Source organism: Oerskovia sp. Root22, from assembly GCF_001429135.1.
Taxonomy (GTDB): domain Bacteria; phylum Actinomycetota; class Actinomycetes; order Actinomycetales; family Cellulomonadaceae; genus Oerskovia; species Oerskovia enterophila.
In genome coordinates, this window is record NZ_LMIL01000001.1 from 193,683 (window position 1) to 211,328 (window position 17,646).

17 protein-coding genes and 1 tRNA gene are annotated in these 17,646 nt (G+C 73.9%); 3 read left to right on the forward strand and 15 right to left on the reverse strand.

The genetic code is table 11. The features are described 5' to 3' along the window. Positions 1–15 precede the first annotated feature (15 nt). From ASE15_RS00720 to groL, 8 genes are all read right to left on the reverse strand, one after another. Complete coding sequence (locus ASE15_RS00720; protein WP_056760558.1) at positions 16–276, reverse strand: phosphopantetheine-binding protein; 261 nt, start codon at positions 274–276, stop codon at positions 16–18. After that, the gene (locus tag ASE15_RS00725) at positions 273–1,157 is read right to left on the reverse strand and encodes an ABC transporter ATP-binding protein (RefSeq protein ID WP_082608411.1); all 885 of its coding nucleotides are present in this window, start codon (positions 1,155–1,157) and stop codon (positions 273–275) included. The genes ASE15_RS00720 and ASE15_RS00725 overlap by 4 nt, the downstream gene beginning before the upstream one ends. Next, positions 1,154–2,638, reverse strand: a complete 1,485-nt coding sequence (locus tag ASE15_RS00730; protein ID WP_082608410.1) for a lysine N(6)-hydroxylase/L-ornithine N(5)-oxygenase family protein — start codon at positions 2,636–2,638, stop codon at positions 1,154–1,156. The genes ASE15_RS00725 and ASE15_RS00730 overlap by 4 nt, the downstream gene beginning before the upstream one ends. After that, a complete protein-coding gene (locus ASE15_RS00735) occupies positions 2,635–4,383 on the reverse strand; it encodes a (2,3-dihydroxybenzoyl)adenylate synthase (protein WP_200960488.1) in 1,749 nt (582 codons plus the stop codon). Before ASE15_RS00735 ends, ASE15_RS00730 begins: the two co-directional genes overlap by 4 nt. Then, positions 4,380–5,705 (reverse strand): isochorismate synthase MenF, encoded by a 1,326-nt coding sequence (locus ASE15_RS00740; RefSeq protein ID WP_056760561.1) that lies wholly within the window; start codon positions 5,703–5,705, stop codon positions 4,380–4,382. The genes ASE15_RS00735 and ASE15_RS00740 overlap by 4 nt, the downstream gene beginning before the upstream one ends. A 108-nt stretch (positions 5,706–5,813) precedes the next feature. Beyond that, positions 5,814–6,647 carry a 2,3-dihydro-2,3-dihydroxybenzoate dehydrogenase gene (locus tag ASE15_RS00745; protein WP_056760563.1) on the reverse strand — a complete coding sequence of 278 codons (834 nt, stop codon included), beginning with the start codon at positions 6,645–6,647 and terminating at the stop codon, positions 5,814–5,816. Continuing rightward, a complete protein-coding gene (locus tag ASE15_RS00750) occupies positions 6,644–7,303 on the reverse strand; it encodes an isochorismatase family protein (RefSeq protein ID WP_056760565.1) in 660 nt (219 codons plus the stop codon). The genes ASE15_RS00745 and ASE15_RS00750 overlap by 4 nt, the downstream gene beginning before the upstream one ends. 322 nt (positions 7,304–7,625) lie before the next feature. Then, the gene (gene groL / locus ASE15_RS00755; protein ID WP_056645303.1) at positions 7,626–9,260 is read right to left on the reverse strand and encodes a chaperonin GroEL; all 1,635 of its coding nucleotides are present in this window, start codon (positions 9,258–9,260) and stop codon (positions 7,626–7,628) included. 236 nt (positions 9,261–9,496) lie between these two features. Here groL and ASE15_RS00760 point away from each other — a divergent pair, with 236 nt between their 5' ends. After that, a complete protein-coding gene (locus ASE15_RS00760) occupies positions 9,497–10,957 on the forward strand; it encodes a glycoside hydrolase family 15 (protein WP_369800526.1) in 1,461 nt (486 codons plus the stop codon). Positions 10,958–11,015: 58 nt separating this feature from the next. Here ASE15_RS00760 and ASE15_RS00765 read toward each other — a convergent pair whose 3' ends face one another. The 4 genes from ASE15_RS00765 to ASE15_RS00780 all read right to left on the reverse strand — a co-directional run bounded on the left by ASE15_RS00765 (position 11,016) and on the right by ASE15_RS00780 (position 13,959). Next, positions 11,016–12,506, reverse strand: a complete 1,491-nt coding sequence (locus ASE15_RS00765) for an NAD(P)/FAD-dependent oxidoreductase (RefSeq protein ID WP_235534061.1) — start codon at positions 12,504–12,506, stop codon at positions 11,016–11,018. Positions 12,507–12,511: 5 nt separating this feature from the next. Next, entirely contained in the window at positions 12,512–12,715 is a 204-nt protein-coding gene (locus tag ASE15_RS00770) for a cold-shock protein (protein WP_056645298.1), read from the reverse strand. 226 nt (positions 12,716–12,941) lie between these two features. Further along, entirely contained in the window at positions 12,942–13,601 is a 660-nt protein-coding gene (locus ASE15_RS00775; protein ID WP_056645295.1) for a LytR C-terminal domain-containing protein, read from the reverse strand. 31 nt (positions 13,602–13,632) lie between these two features. After that, positions 13,633–13,959 carry a DUF3263 domain-containing protein gene (locus ASE15_RS00780; RefSeq protein WP_056645292.1) on the reverse strand — a complete coding sequence of 109 codons (327 nt, stop codon included), beginning with the start codon at positions 13,957–13,959 and terminating at the stop codon, positions 13,633–13,635. A gap of 116 nt (positions 13,960–14,075) precedes the next feature. On the opposite strand from ASE15_RS00780, the gene ASE15_RS00785 reads away from it, so the two are divergent. Then, positions 14,076–14,816, forward strand: coding sequence for a uracil-DNA glycosylase (locus ASE15_RS00785; protein WP_255354214.1), 741 nt, complete (start codon positions 14,076–14,078; stop codon positions 14,814–14,816). Between the two features lie 83 nt (positions 14,817–14,899). Continuing rightward, entirely contained in the window at positions 14,900–15,721 is an 822-nt protein-coding gene (locus ASE15_RS00790; RefSeq protein ID WP_056645288.1) for an SGNH/GDSL hydrolase family protein, read from the forward strand. Between the two features lie 92 nt (positions 15,722–15,813). Here ASE15_RS00790 and ASE15_RS00795 read toward each other — a convergent pair. The 3 genes from ASE15_RS00795 to ASE15_RS00805 all read right to left on the reverse strand — a co-directional run bounded on the left by ASE15_RS00795 (position 15,814) and on the right by ASE15_RS00805 (position 17,619). Then, positions 15,814–15,886: transfer RNA gene (locus ASE15_RS00795), tRNA-Thr, on the reverse strand. Positions 15,887–16,005: 119 nt separating this feature from the next. After that, on the reverse strand, positions 16,006–16,851 hold the full coding sequence (locus ASE15_RS00800; RefSeq protein ID WP_056645285.1) for a DsbA family protein: 846 nt from the start codon (positions 16,849–16,851) through the stop codon (positions 16,006–16,008). A 135-nt stretch (positions 16,852–16,986) separates the two neighbouring features. Further along, positions 16,987–17,619: a hypothetical protein gene (locus tag ASE15_RS00805; protein WP_157257341.1), complete on the reverse strand. Its 633-nt coding sequence runs from the start codon at positions 17,617–17,619 to the stop codon at positions 16,987–16,989. Between the last annotated feature and the right edge of the window lie 27 nt (positions 17,620–17,646).

The following is a 17,646-nucleotide window of genomic DNA, read 5'->3' on the forward strand; positions in this document are numbered from 1 at the left end:
GCGCGGGCCCGCAGGTCAGAGGGTCGGCACGCCCAGCGCGCGCAGTGCGCCGCGCAGCGTGGGCTCGACCGCGACCTGGGCGAACTCGACGGGCCAGCCCGCCGCGCGCCAGCGCTCGAGCAGCGCCATGAGCCGCACCGAGTCGAGGCCGTGGTCGGTCAGGTCGTCGTCGAGCCCGATCTCGTGGGCGGCCGAGCCGCCCACGCCCAGGACGTCGACGAGGTCCGCGAGCGCCTGCTCGCGCGTGGGGACCGGGGGGCGGATGGTGGCGGTCATGCGGGTCCTTCGGTCGAGGGGGTCGGGGTGGTCGGGGTGGCCTGTTTGGCGTGGACGGCCGGCGTGGCACGCGTGGCCGACGGGCGCGCCCCGGCCCGCCGGGCCAGGACGTCCGAGCGAACGGGGACCACGAGCGGCCAGCCCTCGGGGTCCGCGACGAGGTGGGCGCGGATCCCGAACACCTGCTCGACGAGGTCGGTGGTCAGCACCTCCTGGGGTCGCCCCTGGGCAACGACCGCGCCGTCCTTCATGAGGACGAGGTGCGTGGCGTACCGGACCGCGAGGTTGAGGTCGTGCAGCACGGCCACGACGGTGCGGCCCTCGTGGTGCAGGCGCGCGCACGTGTCGAGCACGTCGATCTGGTGCGCGACGTCCAGGAACGTCGTGGGCTCGTCGAGCAGCAGCAGCGACGTCTCCTGCGCGAGCGCCATGGCGATCCACACGCGCTGGCGCTGCCCGCCCGACAGCTCGCTCACGCGGCGGGTCGACAGGTCGAGCGTGTCGGTCGCGAGCAGCACCTCGTCGATCACGCGGTGGTCCTCGGCCGAGAGCGCCCGCAGGAAGCCCTGGTGCGGGTGCCGACCGCGCGCGACCAGGTCGCGCACGCGGATGCCGTCGGGCCCGAGCGGTGCCTGCGGCAGGAACGCGAGCCGGCGCGCGACCTCGCGCGGCGGCATCGAGGTGACCACGCGCCCGTCGAGCTCGACCGTCCCGGCGCTGGGCCGCAGGATGCGCGCGAGCGCGAGCAGGAGGGTGGACTTGCCGCAGCCGTTGGGCCCGACGATCACGGTCAGCTCGCCCTCGAGGATCTCGAGGTCGACGCCCTGGAGCACGTCGCGCCTGCCGTAGCCGACGCGCAGGCCGGCGGTGGTGAGGCTCATCGCGCGGCCACGGGGAACGCGACGTCGGGCGTCCGGGCGCTGCGGGCGGCGGGGGCTTCCCCGCCCGACGGCGTCGCGCGGCCCGCGTCGCTCTCCTCGCCCGGTGCGGTGCCTCGGCGGGAGAGGACCGAGGAGAGCACCTCGCCGGCGCGGACGCCGAGCGTCGAGAGCAGCGTCGAGGAGAGCCCGTGCGAGTGCTCGGACTGTCCCACGAGGTAGAGGCCCGCGTCGGCGGGCTCGGTCAGGCGCACGCGGTGGTCGCGGTGCAGGTCCAGGGCGCCGTCGGCGTCGCGGCCCAGGAGTTCTGCGGCCTCCCGGCCGGAGCCCGCGGCACCCGGCGACGGCTCGGCGCGGGACCCGTCGTCGTCCCGCGAGCCGCCGAGCAGCGTCGTGGGATCCAGCGGGCGGTAGCCCGTCGCGAGCACCACGAGGTCGGCGTCCAGGACTGCCGTGGTCCCCGTGAGGTTCTCGGCGAGCGTGAGGGCGACCGGACCGTCCGACGGGTCTCGCACGTCGAGCACCTCGGTGCAGCGGTGCCAGTGCAGGCGGTCACGGCCGAGCCACCGGTCGCGGTACTCGTGCTCGTGCAGCGCGCGGATGGTCTCCTCGGCCACGACCGAGTAGTTGGTGTTGCGGTGGTGCGCCATGAGCTGGGCGCGGCCCGCGGGCGGGGCGTCGTAGAAGACGTCGACCGCGCCCGGGTCGAACACCGAGTTGGCGTAGGGCGTCGAGTCCGAGGGCGAGAAGCCGTAGCGCCGCGACACCGAGTGGACCTCGGCCCCGGGGAACCGGTCGTAGAGGTCGAGCATGATCTCGGCCGCGCTCTGCCCCGCTCCCACGACCACGGCACGCCGCACGTCGTGGTCGACGAGCGCGACCCGGTCGAGGTAGCGCTGGTTGTGCCACACGCGGTCCGACTCGGTGACCCCGGAGGGGAGGCGCGCCTGGAGTCCTGCGGCGACCACGACGTCGCGCGCCCTGGTCGTGCTGCGGCCCTGCGCGTCCGCGACCGTGACGTCGAACGCGACGACCCGTCCGCCGTCGCGCACCGGGACCACCGTCTCGACCGTGGACCCGTAGCGCGTGACCCCGGCGAGCCGGGCCGCGGCCCACCGCAGGTACGCGGCGAACTCGACGCGCAGGGGCGTGAGGCTGCCCCGGTTGAGGAAGTCGACGAGCCGCTCCTGCTCGTGCAGGAACGCGAGGAACGAGTAGTCGCTCGTGGGGTTGCGCAGGGTCACGAGGTCCTTGGCGAACGCGACCTGCATGTGGGCGTCCTCGAAGAGCATCCCGTGGTGCCAGCGCGAGGTCGCCTGGCGCTCGTGGAAGACCGCGCGCAGCGGCTCGTCGGCCACGGCGTTGTGCTCCTCGACCGCGATCGCGAGCGCCATGTTGGAGGGGCCGAAGCCGAGGCCCAGGAGGTCGACGTCGACCTCGTGGCCGGGGCGGCGGGGGTCCTGCGTGCGGGAAGGGTTGCTCATCGCGGGCTCCACGGCTGGGTGCGGGCTTCGGGGTCGGCGGGTGCCGCGGGCGCGGCGGCCGGGTGGGCGCGGTCGACCTTGCCGACCGCGGTGGTGGCGAGCGCCTCGAGGGTCTCGAAGCGGTCGGGGACCTTGTAGGCCGCGATACCCCGCTCGCGCAGGAAGCGGCGCAGCACGGGACCGGTCGGCGCGACCGCCCCGGGGCGCGCCACGACGCGCGCGACCGCGCGCTCGCCCAGGTACTCGTCGGGCTCGCCGACGACGCTCGCGTCGAGCACGCCGGGGTGGGCGCGCAGGTGGTTCTCGACCTCGGCGGGCGCGATCTTCTCTCCCCCACGGTTGATCTGCTCCTTGGCCCGGCCCACGACGGTGAGGTAGCCGTCGGCGTCGCGCGTCACGAGGTCCCCCGTGCGGTAGAAGCCGTCGGCCGTGAACGATCGGGCGTCGTGCTCGGGGGCCCGGTAGTAGCCACGGATCGTGTACGGACCGCGGGTCAGCAGGTGCCCGGGCTCACCGGGCGGCACCGGGTGGTCGTCGTCGTCCACGACGAGGACCTCGTCGGCCGGGGAGACGGGCCGCCCCTGCGTCCCGACGACGACCTCGCGCGGGTCGCCCGCCCGGGTGTAGCAGACGAGCCCCTCGGCCATGCCGAAGACCTGCTGGAGCGTGTCCCCGAACACCTCGATCAGGCGTTCGGCCGCGCTCGTCCCGAGCTTGGCTCCGCCGACCTGGAGGACCTGGAGGGAGGAGAGGTCGTGCGCCGCGACGAGCGGCGAGGCCGCCCAGACGTGCGCGAGCGGCGGCACGAGCGCCACGTGCGTGACCCGGTGCCGCTCGATCAGGGCGAACGCGACGTCGGGCGCGCTGTGCGGGGACAGGACGACGGTCCCGCCCGCGTGCAGCACGCCCAGGACGCCGGGTGACGTGAGGCCGTAGTTGTGCGCGACGGGGAGCGCCGCGAGATAGGCCGAGTCCGGCCCGAGACCGCAGATCCGCGCGCTCTCGCGCACCGAGTACAGGTAGTCGGCGTGCGTGCGCGGGATGAGCTTGGGCGTGCCCGTGGTCCCGCCCGAGAGCTGGAGGAGCACGACGTCGGACGGGTGGGCGGCGTCCTCGAACGGGCCGTGGGCCGCGGTGAGGTCCGCGCGGCGCACGTCGTCGAGGGAGTGCACCGCGAAGGGGCCCCGCTCGTCGTGCCCCGACAGGTCCGGCGCTGCCGGAGAGCCGCCCGCCACCACGACGTGCCGCACCGACCCGACGGCGGCGCCGACCTCGCGGGCCAGGGCAGCGTGGTCGAAGCCCTGCTCGACGCCCGCGGACACGAGCGCCACGGCGCCCGTGTGGGCCGCGAAGTACTCGACCTCGGTACGGCGGTGGGCGGGCAGCGCGAGGACGGGCACGATCCCCGCCCGGCCCAGCGCGACGAGCACCTCGACGAGCTCGCACGCGCTCGGGAGCTGGACCACCACGCGGTCGCCCCGGCGCAGGCCCAGCGCGGCGAACCCGTGCGCGAGCTCGTCCGCCGCGCGGTCGAGGTCGGCATACGTGAGGGCACGGGACCCGTCGACGAGCGCCGTCGCGTCGGGCCGGGCGGCAGCGGCGTCGCGCACGAGCGAGCCGAGCGTCTGGTCGGTCCAGTACCCGGCCGCGCGGTAGCGGTCGGCCGCCTCGGCCGGCACCGGGACCACGCCGTCGAGGAGGAGCGGTGCGGGGCGCGTGGGCTGCCGTGCGGGGACTGCGCTCACGAGACCCCGCCCAGCGCGGACAGCAGCGTCGAGAACTTCACCGCGGTCTCGGCGTGCTCGCCCTCGGGCGTGGACCCGACGACGACGCCCGCCCCCGCGAAAAGCCGCACGTCGGCGCCGCGCACCACGCCGCAGCGCAGCGCGATCGCCCACTCGCCGTTCCCGGCCTGGTCGGCCCAGCCCACGAGTCCCGTGTAGAAGCCGCGGTCGAACGGTTCGAGGGAACCGATGAGCTCGCGCGCAGCGTCCTGCGGGTGGCCGCAGACCGCGGGCGTGGGGTGCAGCGCGTACACGACGTCGAGCACCGAGGTCCCGGGCGTCAGGCGGGCCGTGACGGGCGTGCCCAGGTGCCACAGGTGCGAGGTCGCGACGAGCTCCGGGGTCGCGGGCACGTCCAGGTCCTCCTCGCGGTCGACGTACGCGCGCAGCACCTCGCGGATCGCGTCGGTGACGAACGCGTGCTCGCGCAGGTCCTTCTCCGAGGCCAGGAGCCGCTGGGCGGTCGCGCGGTCCTCGTCGGGATCGGCCGAGCGCGGGGCCGAGCCCGCGAGCGGGTGGCTGTGGAGCACGCCGTCGCGCACCGAGACCAGGAGCTCGGGGCTCGCCCCGACCAGGTGCCCCTGGTCGCCGGGCAGCTCGACGTCGAACACGTACGCGTCCGGGTTGGCCCGGCGCACGGCCGCGCGCACCGCGCCGCGGTCGAGCGGCTCGGGTGCGGACACGTCGAGCGTGCGCGCCAGGACGACCTTCTCGGCCCCGCCGTCCTCGAGCCGGGACACGGCCCGCCCGACGGCGGCGCGGAAGACCGCGTCGTCGCGTCCGGGCAGCGCGTGCTCGGACCGGGCGACGGGTAGCGGGCCCTCTTCGGTGGTGTCTGCCGGTGCACCGCTGGAGACCACGGGGTGCCACGACTGGTGCGCCGGCACCACGAGGTGCGCGGGGCGCGAGGGGTCGAACGGGATGGCCCCCACGAGGATCGGCGCGGGCTCGCCGGCCCACCGGGCCCCGGCCGCGCGGGCCAGCAGCTCGTGCGCCGCGCCCGCGACGGCCGGACCGTCCCACGAGGGCACGTCGAGCCGCGCACGGACGCCGTGCGCGACGAGGCCCGTCCGGGGCGACGCGAAACGGAACTCGGCGTGACCGGGCGAGGCTCCGTCGTCGGGCGTACCGGTGGGCGCGCCGGAGGCCGAGGTGTCCGGGGTGTCCGGGGTGTCCGGGGTTTCTGAGGCGCGGTGCGGGCGGCGCGCGTGCGCCGGGTCGAGCGCGACCGCGGGCATCTTCGTGGGAGGTGCCGGGTCGTCGAGCACGGTGAAGCCGGTCATGAGGCGTCCTCGTCGGTGTCGATGGGTGCATGAAGACCTGCGCGGTCGTCCGCAGGGTGACGTGCGAGAGGTCGTGCGGTGACGCGGGGGGGTGGGTGGTGCCGGCGGTCAGCGGAGCGTGGCGCCGCCGTCGACGACGAGCTCGTGCACCGTGATGTGCCGGGCCGCGTCCGAGGCGAGGAAGACGACCGCGGCGGCCACGTCCTGCACCTCGGCGAGACGCCCCAGCGGGATGCCGAGCCGGAAGTCCTGGGGCATGCCGGCCACGACGCGCGCCTCGGCCATCTCGTCGAGGACGGGGACGTCGTCGGGCCCCGGGGACCCGGCGAGCGCCGCGAGCATGGGCGTGCGGGTCGAGCCCGGCGAGACCACGTTGCAGCGGACCCCGTACGGTGCGAGCTCGAGACCGAGCGACCGGGTCAGGCTCGACGCCGCGGCCTTCGAGGCCGCGTACGCGGCCATGCCCACGCGCGGGACACCCGCGGCGTTCGAGGCGACCGTGACGATCGCGCCGCGCCGACGGGAGGACAGACATCGGGCGACCTCGCGCGAGACCAGGTAGACGCCCGTCGCGTTGACCGCGAGCATGCGCTGCCAGTCTGCGAGCGAGGACTCGGTCACGACTCCCGGGCGCAGGACGCCTGCGGCGTTGACGAGGACCTCGAGGGGTCCGACCTCGTCCTCGACCCAGCGGACCAGGCGAGCCACGTCCTGCTCGTCGGTCACGTCGAGGCGCACCGGGACGACGGTGCCCGGGGTACGCGGCTCGGCGGCCGGGACGGGCGCGGTGCCGCCGTGCGGGGCCTCGGCCGGGTGCGCAGGAACGGTCGGGCGGTCGAGGTCTGCCGCCACGACGACGTAGCCCTCGGCGGCGAACGCGTGCACGACCGCGGCCCCGATGCCGCCCGCGGCACCGGTCACGAGGACGACGCGCGTGCTCATGCCCCCGCCACCGCGGGGACGCGTGCCCCGAGGTGCGTCAGCACGTCGTCGGTCGTCGCCACGACCGCGCACCGGTCCGCGGCCCAGGCGAGGGCCTGGCGGTGGTGCGCGAGCGAGAAGTCCGCGACGGCGTCACCGACGAGGAACGGCTGGACGTCGTGCATGAACGCGTCGCACGCCGTGACGAGGCAGCCGATGTGGGCGTAGACGCCCGTCACGACGAGCTGGTCTCGCCCCTGCTCGCGCAGGAGGTCGCGCAGGCCCGTGCGGACGAACGCGTCGTAGCGCCACTTGGTCAGCAGGGTGTCCCCCGGCTGCGGTGCGAGCGCGTCGATCACGACGTCGGTGCCGTCGTCCGGGATGCCCGGGCCCCAGAAGTCCGTGAGCAGGCCACGGTCGGCAGGCTGCTGCGCGGGCGGCTGAGCGGTCAGGACGACCGGGATGCCGAGCTCGCGCGCCGTCGCGGAGAGCCGGGAGATGTTGTCGACGGCGTCCCGCAGGGCGGGCGACGCCGGGTCGAACGCGTCCACGAAGTACTGCTGCATGTCGTGGACGAGGAGCACCGCGCGGGCAGGGTCGACCTGCCAGGTCACGCGGTTGCTCGGGTACTCGTGCGGTGCCGGGCCGTCGTAGGCGGCGATCGTCGGCAGTCCCATGGTCCCCCCAGAGCCAGGTGTATCGAGCGGTTTGTCGAGTGAGTTAGGTAAACCTTTCCTCACTGAGGTAGACCTAAGCACACTGTCCACCTGCCCGAAAAGGGGTGTCCACGGAACGGACAGATCATGACGATCTGCCATCTCGTTCGCGGAGGCGACAGGCTCGGCCACAGGGAGGCGCCTCCTCGGCGAGCTCCCCGCTCTCCGCCCCGCCCCGCACCCGGGGAACGCCGAAGGGCCGCCCGGCCAGGTCTCCCTGGCCGGACGGCCCTTCGTGTCAGCTGCGCAGGCTCCTAGGAGCCCGGCCGCGTGAGCGGACGGATCAGAAGTCCATGCCGCCCATGCCGCCGTCGCCACCCGGCATCGGCTGGTTCTTCTCCGGCTTGTCCGCGACGACGGCCTCGGTCGTCAGGAAGAGCGCTGCGATGGACGCAGCGTTCTGCAGCGCGGAGCGCGTGACCTTGACCGGGTCGTTGACGCCTGCGGCGAGCAGGTCCTCGTAGACGCCGGTCGCGGCGTTCAGGCCGTGGCCCGAGGGGAGGTTGCGGACCTTCTCGGCCACGACGCCACCCTCGAGACCGGCGTTGATCGCGATCTGCTTGAGCGGGGCGTCGATCGCGGCGCGCACGATCTGCGCGCCGGTCGCCTCGTCGCCGACCAGGTCGGTGATCGCAGCGGTCTCGAACGCGACGGCGCCGGCCTGGATGAGAGCCACGCCACCACCGGCGACGATGCCCTCCTCGACGGCAGCCTTCGCGTTGCGGACGGCGTCCTCGATGCGGTGCTTGCGCTCCTTGAGCTCCACCTCGGTCGCGGCGCCGGCCTTGATGACAGCGACACCACCGGCGAGCTTGGCGAGGCGCTCCTGGAGCTTCTCGCGGTCGTAGTCGGAGTCCGACTTCTCGATCTCGGAACGGATCTGGTTCACGCGACCTGCGATGAGGTCGGCGTCGCCGGCACCCTCGACGATCGTGGTCTCGTCCTTGGTGACGACGACCTTGCGAGCCTGGCCGAGCAGGTCGAGGGTCGCGGTCTCCAGCTTGAGGCCGACCGTCTCGGAGATGACCTGGCCACCCGTGAGGATCGCGATGTCCTGCAGCATGGCCTTGCGGCGGTCGCCGAAGCCCGGAGCCTTGACGGCGACGGACTTGAAGGTGCCACGGATCTTGTTCAGCACGAGGGTGGCCAGGGCCTCGCCCTCGACGTCCTCGGCGATGATGAGGAGGCTGCGGCCGGCCTTCATGACCTGGTCGAGCAGCGGCAGCAGGTCCTTGACGTTCGAGATCTTCGACTCGACGATCAGGACGTACGGGTCCTCGAGGACCGCTTCCTGACGCTCGGGGTCGGTCTCGAAGTAGCGGGCCAGGAAGCCCTTGTCGAAGCGCATGCCCTCGGTGAGCTCGAGCTCGAGGCCGAACGTGTTCGACTCCTCGACGGTGATGACGCCTTCCTTGCCCACCTTGTCGAGGGCCTCGGCGATGAGCTCGCCGATCGCGGGGTCACCGGCCGAGATCGCGGCCGTGGCGGCGATCTCTTCCTTGGTCTCGATGTCCTTGGCGGCGACGAGCAGCTGGGCCGTCACGGCCTCGACAGCCTTCTCGATGCCGCGCTTGAGGGCGATCGGGTTGGACCCGGCCGCGACGTTGCGCAGGCCCTCGCGCACGAGCGCCTGGGCGAGCACGGTCGCGGTGGTGGTGCCGTCACCCGCGACGTCGTCGGTCTTCTTGGCGACCTCCTTGACGAGCTCCGCACCGATCTTCTCGTACGGGTCGTCGAGCTCGATCTCCTTGGCGATGCTCACACCATCGTTGGTGATGGTGGGCGCGCCCCACTTCTTGTCGAGGACGACGTTGCGGCCCTTGGGGCCGAGCGTGACCTTCACGGTGTCGGCGAGGACGTTGAGCCCGCGCTCCATCCCGCGACGTGCCTCCTCGTTGAAGGCGATGATCTTTGCCATGGGGATTGATCCTCCGCTGGTGGCGTGTGACGGTCGGTCGGCGCCCGCGACGGACGGCTCGCGCACGACGACGTTCCTGTCACGCCGACTCGCGGGCCTCACCTGACGACCAGAGAAAACTGTCACTCTCATGACGAGAGTGCTAACGCCATTATTGGCACTCTGCCGGTGCGAGTGCAAGGCCGTTCGGTCGCTATCGCCCCCAGCGGAACGACGCACGTCCGGCTCGTCCTAGGATGCCCAGTGTGAGTTTCGCGACAAAGAGGTGGCGACTGGCGGTGCTGGGAGCGGCGATCGCCCCCGTCGTGGTGCTCGTGACGGCCGGAGCCACCCCGTCCCCGCAGCCGACCGACGTCCGGATCGACCTGTACCAGGACGGCGTCGCGACCGCAGGTCCCGGCACCCTCCTGCGGCTTCCCGCGGGCATGGACGCCACCTACCTCGAGGGCAGCAGGGTCCTCGACCCCGCATCCCTCGACCCCGCCTTGCTCACCGACGGCATCGACCCCGCCGACGGCGAGGTGAACCGGCTCAGCCAGGTCGCGGGCTCCCCCGTGACCGCCGGCTCGCTGCTCGACGCCGCGGGCGCCGGGCGCGCCGCGGCCTCCTCCAGGGCGTGGCTCGCCGACGGCCGGGTCCCGGGCGCCGGCACCCGCTTCGAGGGGCTCGGCGAGGACGCCCTGCTCGACCTGCACGCCCTGACGCTCGAGAACGGTGCCTCGCTCGCCGCCGCGTCCCCGCGCTGGCGCTTCGTGTGGCCGCGCGACTCGTCGTTCACCGCGGCCGCGTACGCGCGGACCGGCCACGTCGACGACGCCTTGCGCGTGCTCGACTTCCTGCGCTCGGTCCAGGAGCCCGACGGCTCGTTCCACGCCCGCTACCTCCCCGACGCCTCCGGGGTCCCCGACGACCGCGGGATCCAGTCGGACGGGAACGGGTGGGCCCTGTGGTCGGCCTGGACCGTGCTCGACGAGATCGAGGACCCCGAGGACCGGGCGGACGCGCGCGAGCGCCTCGCCCCGCTCGTCGACGCCTCGACCGCGCACGTGCTCGCCCTGGTCGACGACGACACCGGCCTGCCTCCCCCGTCGAGCGACTACTGGGAGGTGCACCCGACCGACCTGACCCTCGGGACCGCCGCGCCCCTGCTCGCCGGGCTCGAGGGGGCCATGGCGTTCTACCGCGACGGCGAGCAGTGGGACCGTGCGGCCGACGCGGCGAGCGCGGCGGTGCGCCTGCGGACCGCGATCGAGGACCGGTTCGGTTCCCAGGGCTACCCGCGCGCCGTGTCGGGCGGGGCGCAGGACGCCGCGACCACGTTCACGCTCCCCCCGTTCCAGCCCACGGCGCTCAGCGGGGCCGAGGACGCCTGGCGCTCCTCGGTCATGTCGATGCTCCGGCCGGCCGGGGGCGTGGCTCCGGGGGCAGGGTGGCGCACCGACGGCGTCTCCTGGACGCCCCAGACCGCGCTGTTCGCCCTCGCGGGCGCCTCGATCGGCGAGGACGAGGCCGCCGAGAGCTGGCTCGACTGGCTCGCGGCGCACCGGACGGCCTCCGGCGCGATCCCCGAGAAGGTCCTCGCCGACGGCTCCCCCGCGGCGGTCGCACCGCTCACGTGGAGCTCGTCGCTCGTGGTGCTGACCCTGGTCGAGCTCGAGGACCGGCGCATCGAGGCGGCTGAAGCGCTGGCTCCCTGAACCGGGCCACGTCCGGCCGCGAGGCGTGCGCGCTCACCCGCCCCGGTGGCCCCTGCCGTCAGGGCGCCAGGGCCGGCAGGTGCGGGACGTCGAACTCCCGGCGCAGGACGCGCTGGGCCGCGTACCAACCGCCGAGCCCGTGGACACCGGGTCCCGGCGGGGTCGAGGCCGAGCAGAGGTAGACCCCGTCGAGACCCGTCGCGTACGGGTCGAGGCGCGCGGTCGGGCGCGCGAGGACGCGCCACATGCTGACGGCCCCCGCCGCGATGTCCCCGCCCACGTAGTTGGCGTTGTGCTCGCTCATGCGCGCCGCGGGCACGCACCGCGAGGTCACGACGACGTCGCGGAAGCCGGGGGCGAAGCGTTCGATCTGGGCGGTGATCGCCTCGGTGACGTCGAGCGTGGACCCGGCCGGGACGTGTGCGTACGTCCACAGCGGTCGCAGGTCGCCGACCCTCCGTGAGGGATCGACGACGCTCGGGTCGCTCACGAGGACCATGGGCCGCTCGGCGTGGCGGCCGGCCTCGACCGCGGCCTCCGCGGCGGCCATCTCGGCGCGTGTGCCGCCCACGTGAACGGTCCCGGCGAGCCCGACCTGGACGTTCTGCCACGGCACAGGACCACGCAGCACGAAGTCGACCTTGGCGGCCGCGTTGCCGTAGGGGAACGCCGTGAGCGCCCTGGCGGCGCGTCCGGTGAGACGGGAACCGAACACCTCGACCACGGTGCGGGGCGTCGTGTCGAAGATGACGGCCCGGGCCGGGGGAAGGTCCGACTCCGAGCGCACGGGATGATCGGTGACCACCTCGCCGCCGTGCGCCTCCAGGTCCGCGACCAGTGCGGTCACGATCGCCCCCGAGCCGCCGCGAGGGACCGGCCAGCCGCCCTCGGTGTGCGCGAGCGACGCGAGCAGCATCGCGACCCCTGCCGAGGCCAGCGACGGCATGGGCGCGATCCCGTGCGCCGCGACCCCTGTGAAGAGTGCGGGCGCGACGTCCCCCACGAAGCGCCGGTCCCAGGCCCGGGTGCCCTGCTCGAGCACACCGAGGCCGAACCGGGCCGCGGTCGGCACCCCACGTGGGAGGAGCCCCGCGGGGATGCTCCGCTTGTCGCCCAGAGCGGTCGCGACCGCATGTCCCGTGTTCCGGGACAGCGAGCCGACGAGCGAACGCCATGCGGCGCCGTCGACACCCAGCCCGTCGACCGTCCGGTCGAGGTCGCGGTAGGCGATCCCCGCGCGACCGCCCGGCAGCGGCTGGGCGTACGAGACGTCGGGGACGAGCAGCTCGACGCCGCGCGAGGGCAGGTCGAACGCCTGGAAGAACGGCGATGCCCACGCCATGGGGTGCACGGCGGAACAGATGTCGTGGACCATGCCGTCGGCCAGACCCAGGTCCAGGGTGCGGGACCCGCCCCCGACCGTGGGCTGCGCCTCCAGGACCCTGACGGACAGGCCCGCCCTGGCGCACGTCACCGCCGCGGCGAGGCCGTTCGGCCCGGATCCGACGACGACGACGTCCACCTCGGTCAGGTGCCGCGCCGGGGTCACGGCGTTCAGAGCGGGCGCACCTGTTCGGCCTGCGGGCCCTTCTGGCCCTGCCCCGGCTCGTACTCGACGGCCTGCCCCTCGTCGAGGGTGCGGTAGCCGTCGTTCTGGATCGCGCTGAAGTGGACGAAGAGGTCCTGACCGCCCGAGTCGGGGGTGATGAACCCGAACCCCTTCTCGGCGTTGAACCACTTGACGGTGCCCTGGGCCATGGAACGTCTCCTCGCGTGCGGCGCATGCGTGCCGCGGGTCGCCCGCGGGCGACCACCGCCCTCGGTGCCTCCGAGCCTAGCCCGCGTGGTGCGCTCCGTCACCGGTGCGCGCGATGCGGCCCCTGCGAGGACGCGCAGGAAGGGGGACGGCGACCGCCGGTGGCGAGGTGGTCGGTCACCCGGCGGGACGATGCCGTGGACCCGCGCGCGACGGATCCGCGACGTCTCAGGGGGCGACCGTCAGCGCTGACTTCACGATCACGAGGACGTCGCCCTCACGGACGTCCACCTGCGTGACCTGCTCCGCCGGGATGCCCAGGACCGCGGCGACCGCCATCGCCGTCTCCTTGCGGTCCGCGGCGTACCAGATCGAGTTGGCCGTGACGCCCGAGTCGCCGGGGTAGGCCGCGAACTCGACCTTGGTGAACCCCTTGGCGTCCAGGGCCCCCTTGCCGACGCGGGACTCGCCCTCGGGCCCCTTGTCGTTGAGGACGCGGACGAACGCTCCCTTGTCGGCTGCTGCCAGCAGGGCGTCGATGTCGGTCGCGGGGTCCGCGGGCGGCTCCTCCTCGACCGGGGTCTCCTCGGTCACCGGTTCCTCCTCGACCGGGGTCTCCTCGGTCGACGGGTCCCCGGCTGCAGGGTCCTCGGCGGGGACCGACGCTGCCGGTGGCTTCGCGTCGGCCTCGGGCGTCCCTCCGCCGAACCCGCCGGAGACCGCGTAGACGCCGCCGATCCCGACCACGGCGAAGATCCCGGCGACGAGCAGGAACGGCCACGTCTTGCTCCACGTGCTCCGCGGAGCGCGGTACACCCCGACGGGCGCGCCCTCGGGCGCGGGGACGTCGAACTCGTCGGGCGCGTAGGGGTAATCGCTCTTGCTCACGCCGACAGGGTAGCCCGTCTCGCCCGGCAGGTTAAACGTCGCCGAGTCGGCGGGCGGAGCGGGCGCGCTGACGCGTGGAGCGCATCCGGCGCAGACGCTTGACGAGCATGGGGTCGTGAGCGAGAGCCTCAGGGGAGTCGATCAGGGCGTTGAGCGCCTGGTAATAACGCGTCGCCGTCATGTCGAAGAGCTCGCGGACCGCCTGCTCCTTGGCGCCCGCGTACTTCCACCACTGACGCTCGAACGCGAGGATCTGCTGGTCGCGCTCGGAGAGGCCGGAACCGGTCCCCGTCTCCGTCCCGGCCTCGTCCAGGGATGCGGCGACGAGGTGCTCCGTGTCGGCGAACGCTTCGCTCATGGGCAGTTCCTCACTCGTCGGGGCGTCCGGCACCGGCGAGCGGCGGGGACCTGGGCACCTCCAGCCTACGCGCGAACGACAGGGGTGTCATTCAACGGCTCGCGTACTCTCGCCGCGTGAACAGCTCCGCGACGCCCGCCCCTGCCGACTCCCTCGACAACCCCTCGGCCGCCGTCCCGCAACGGCCGCTCGCCGAGATCATGGCCCCCGACTGGGCGGCCGCCCTGGCCCCCGTCGAGCCGCAGCTGCGCGCCGTGGGCGACTTCCTCCGCGCGGAGACCGCGGCCGGGCGCCCGTACCAGCCTGCGCCGGCGGACATCCTGCGGGCCTTCCAGCGACCGCTCGCCGACGTGCGCGTCCTGATCGTCGGTCAGGACCCCTACCCCACGCCCGGCCACGCCATGGGCCTGTCGTTCTCCGTCCAGCCCCACGTGCGTCCCGTGCCGCGCTCGCTCCAGAACATCTACGCCGAGATGGCGACCGACCTGGGCTCCACGACGCCCGCGCACGGCGACCTGTCCGCATGGAGCGACCAGGGCGTCATGCTGCTCAACAGGGTCCTGACGGTTGGCGACGGTGACGCCGGCTCCCACCGTCGCAAGGGCTGGGAGCCAGTCACCGAGGCCGCGATCCGCGCGCTCGTGGCGCGCGACCGCCCGCTCGTCGCGATCCTCTGGGGACGCGACGCCGCGACGCTCAAGCCACTCCTGGGCAGCACGCCCGTGGTCGAGAGCGCGCACCCCAGCCCGCTCTCGGCCCGCCGCGGCTTCTTCGGGTCCCGGCCGTTCTCGCGCGTCAACGAGCTGCTCGTCGCCCAGGGCGCGGCGCCCGTCGACTGGACGCTGCCTGCGGCCTGAGGTGCGGCACCTGACCGGGCGGGTGGCGCCGTCGGGCAGGAAAGTCACGCGACGCACGGCGCCCGTTGTCACACAATGGACCGGTGACCACCTCGCACCCGGACGATGAGAACACGCCCCGATGGGCCAGCTACGTCGCGATCGGCGACTCGTTCACGGAAGGACTCTGGGACCCCTACCCGAACGACCCGGACCGCCAGCGCGGCTGGGCCGACCTCCTCGCAGGGCACCTGTCGACGCGACGCAGCGCCGCGGGCCAGGCCCCGCTCCAGTACGCCAACCTCGCGATCCGCGGTCGGCTCCTGCGCTCGATCCTGACCGAGCAGGTGCCGGCCGCGATCGCGCTCAAGCCCGACCTGGTGAGCCTCATCGGTGGCGGCAACGACATCCTGCGCCCTGCGGCCGACATCGACCGTCTGGCCCGCAACCTCGAGCACGCGGTGGCCCGGCTGCGCGCCGAGGGCATCGACGTCCTCCTGGGCACGGGCTTCGACACGTCGGGGTCACCCCTCGTGGGGCTCACGCGCGGCCGGGTGGGCGTCTACAACACCCACATCTGGTCGATCGCGCGCCGCCACGGCGCGCACGTCCTGGACCTGTGGGGCATGGCGTCGCTCCACGACTGGCGCATGTGGTCCGAGGACCGCATCCACCTGACCCCGGACGGGCACCGTCGCGTCGCGCAGGCCGCGCTCGTGGGCCTGGGCCAGGCGCCCGACGACGCCGCGTGGGACGACCCGTTGTCTCCCCTCCCGCCGGTCCCGCTCCTCGACCGGGCCCGGCAGAACGCCGAGTGGGTGCGGGTGCACGTGTACCCGTGGGCGACGCGGCGGCTCCGGGGTCAGTCCTCGGGCGACCTGCGCGAGCCCAAGGTGCCCGTGCTGACGCCCGTGCAGTCGCAGTAGAGGCACCCCGGGACAGCACCTGCTCGGACATGACGAAGGCCGGCGCCTCGCAGCACGTGCTGCGAGGCGCCGGCCTTCGTCGTTCCTGACGGAGCCGCCTGTCGGGTTCGAACCGACGACCTTTCGCTTACAAGGCGAGTGCTCTACCAGCTGAGCTAAGGCGGCACGCCACCCGCGGGCAGCGGCACCCTGAGGTGCGCGAACAGCCTACCGGGTGTCGGGCGCGCGGCCGTCGTCCGTCCCCTCAGGGCCACGACGACGGCCGCTCGCTCGGCGGGGCGGGGTCAGCCCTTGGCTGCCTCGACCGCGGCCTGGAGCGCCGTCGGGTCGCTCCAGTTGCCGTCCCAGCGCTCACCGTTGATCGTGATGGTCGGCGTGCCGAAGCCACCGCTCTGCGGGTTGGCGAGGTCCGGGTTCTGCGTCGCGAGGTTGGTCGCGCCCTCGACCCAGTCGCCGAACTCGTCGACCGCGTCCCCCGCGGCGATCTTGTCGGCCACGTCGGCCGGGACGCCCGCGGTCTTGGCGATCTCGGCGATCTGCTGGTCGGTCAGCGTCTCCTTGTTCTCCTCGGGCTGATTGACGAACATCGCCGAGTTGAACGCGTTGAGCTGCTCGGGAGCGTGCTCGGCGATGTAGGCGGCGGCAGCGGCCGAGCGCGTCGAGAACTGCTGGGCGTTGGCCATGCGGTCGAGGATCGCCACGGGGTGCAGCACGACGTTCACGTCGCCGGCCTCGCGCAGCTGGTCGAGCGAGGCGCCGTTGATCTCCTCGAACTGCCCGCAGATGGGGCACATGTAGTCGAAGTACACGCCGACGTCGACCGCGCCGTCGGTGCTGGTGCCGGCGACGCCGTCGGCGCCGAGGGAGATGCCGGCCGTGTCGGTCGCCGTGCCGGGTGCGGTGACGCCGGTGAGCGGCTCGGTCACGCGAGCCTCCTTCTGGTTCATCGCGGGGATGAACACCCAGAGGAAGGCGCCGATGAGGACCGCGAGGCCGCCCACGAGGGCGCCGATCGTGATCGCTCGGTTGCGCTTGTCGCGCTTGGCCTGTGCCTCGCGCAGCGCGAGGGCCTCGGCACGGGCCGCGTCGCGGCGGTCGGCCTTGGTCTGACGGGGTTCGTTCGTCGACATGAGAGTCCTTGGAAGTCGTTCGGGGCGCGGCGTCCCGGAAGGGGCCGCGCAGGTCGCGGGAAGGCGGTCCGTGCCGCGCACCGGGGTGCGGGTGGCACCGGGGCGCGCGGCGGTGACGAGTCGGGTGACGAGTCGTCAGGCGGCCGCGAGCGCGGTCGGCGGCCCGCGCAATGAGCGCACCGCGGCGAGCGCGAGATGGTGCAGGACCTTGGTGGCCGAGCGGACGACCTGGCGGCACGCGTCGGCGACAGGGGCGAGCGGGCGGTGCAGCAGCGCGGCGAGGCTCCGGGGGCGCAGGACGCCGACGAGCCGGTCACGGACGCGCAGGGCGACGGCGGCGAGGCCGCAGCCCGCGAGCAGGAGCGCGAGGTGCGCCAGCAGCACGGGCAGGGCGAGCACGCCGACGACCGTGACGACCCGCGCGGGGTCTCCCCCCAGGGCGGCGGTCCCGGCCGGGCACTCGGCGGTCTCTCGCAGGAGGGCCAGGTGGACCCCGGCGACGCCCCAGCCTCCGGGCGCCGGCAGGCACTGGTGGACGACGCTGAAGCCGCGGTCCGCGAGGAGGGACAGGGTCCCGACGACGAGCAGGAACCCGGCGACGACGAGCGAGGTCACGGCGGAGAACCGGCGGACCGAGGCCTCCGCGGAGGTCCCTCGGACGGACCGCGCGCGCACGACCGCACGGACCGCAGCGCGTGGCGCGGTCTCGTTCGGGGGCGTTCCGGGCGAGGCACCGTGTGGTGCGCCCGGTGCGGACGTCCTGGTCACGGGGTCAGCGTACTCGGACAGTCTGGG

What these genes read in the sequence shown, in the direction of transcription:
- ASE15_RS00720 (WP_056760558.1), bottom strand. Translation starts at nt 276, where the DNA reads ATGACCGCCACCATCCGCCCCCCGGTCCCCACGCGCGAGCAGGCGCTC.
- ASE15_RS00725 (WP_082608411.1), bottom strand. Translation starts at nt 1,157, where the DNA reads ATGAGCCTCACCACCGCCGGCCTGCGCGTCGGCTACGGCAGGCGCGAC.
- ASE15_RS00730 (WP_082608410.1), bottom strand. Translation starts at nt 2,638, where the DNA reads ATGAGCAACCCTTCCCGCACGCAGGACCCCCGCCGCCCCGGCCACGAG.
- ASE15_RS00740 (WP_056760561.1), bottom strand. Translation starts at nt 5,705, where the DNA reads ATGACCGGCTTCACCGTGCTCGACGACCCGGCACCTCCCACGAAGATG.
- ASE15_RS00745 (WP_056760563.1), bottom strand. Translation starts at nt 6,647, where the DNA reads ATGAGCACGCGCGTCGTCCTCGTGACCGGTGCCGCGGGCGGCATCGGG.
- ASE15_RS00750 (WP_056760565.1), bottom strand. Translation starts at nt 7,303, where the DNA reads ATGGGACTGCCGACGATCGCCGCCTACGACGGCCCGGCACCGCACGAG.
- groL (WP_056645303.1), bottom strand. Translation starts at nt 9,260, where the DNA reads ATGGCAAAGATCATCGCCTTCAACGAGGAGGCACGTCGCGGGATGGAG.
- ASE15_RS00760 (WP_369800526.1), top strand. Translation starts at nt 9,497, where the DNA reads ATGCCCAGTGTGAGTTTCGCGACAAAGAGGTGGCGACTGGCGGTGCTG.
- ASE15_RS00770 (WP_056645298.1), bottom strand. Translation starts at nt 12,715, where the DNA reads ATGGCCCAGGGCACCGTCAAGTGGTTCAACGCCGAGAAGGGGTTCGGG.
- ASE15_RS00780 (WP_056645292.1), bottom strand. Translation starts at nt 13,959, where the DNA reads ATGAGCGAAGCGTTCGCCGACACGGAGCACCTCGTCGCCGCATCCCTG.
- ASE15_RS00800 (WP_056645285.1), bottom strand. Translation starts at nt 16,851, where the DNA reads ATGTCGACGAACGAACCCCGTCAGACCAAGGCCGACCGCCGCGACGCG.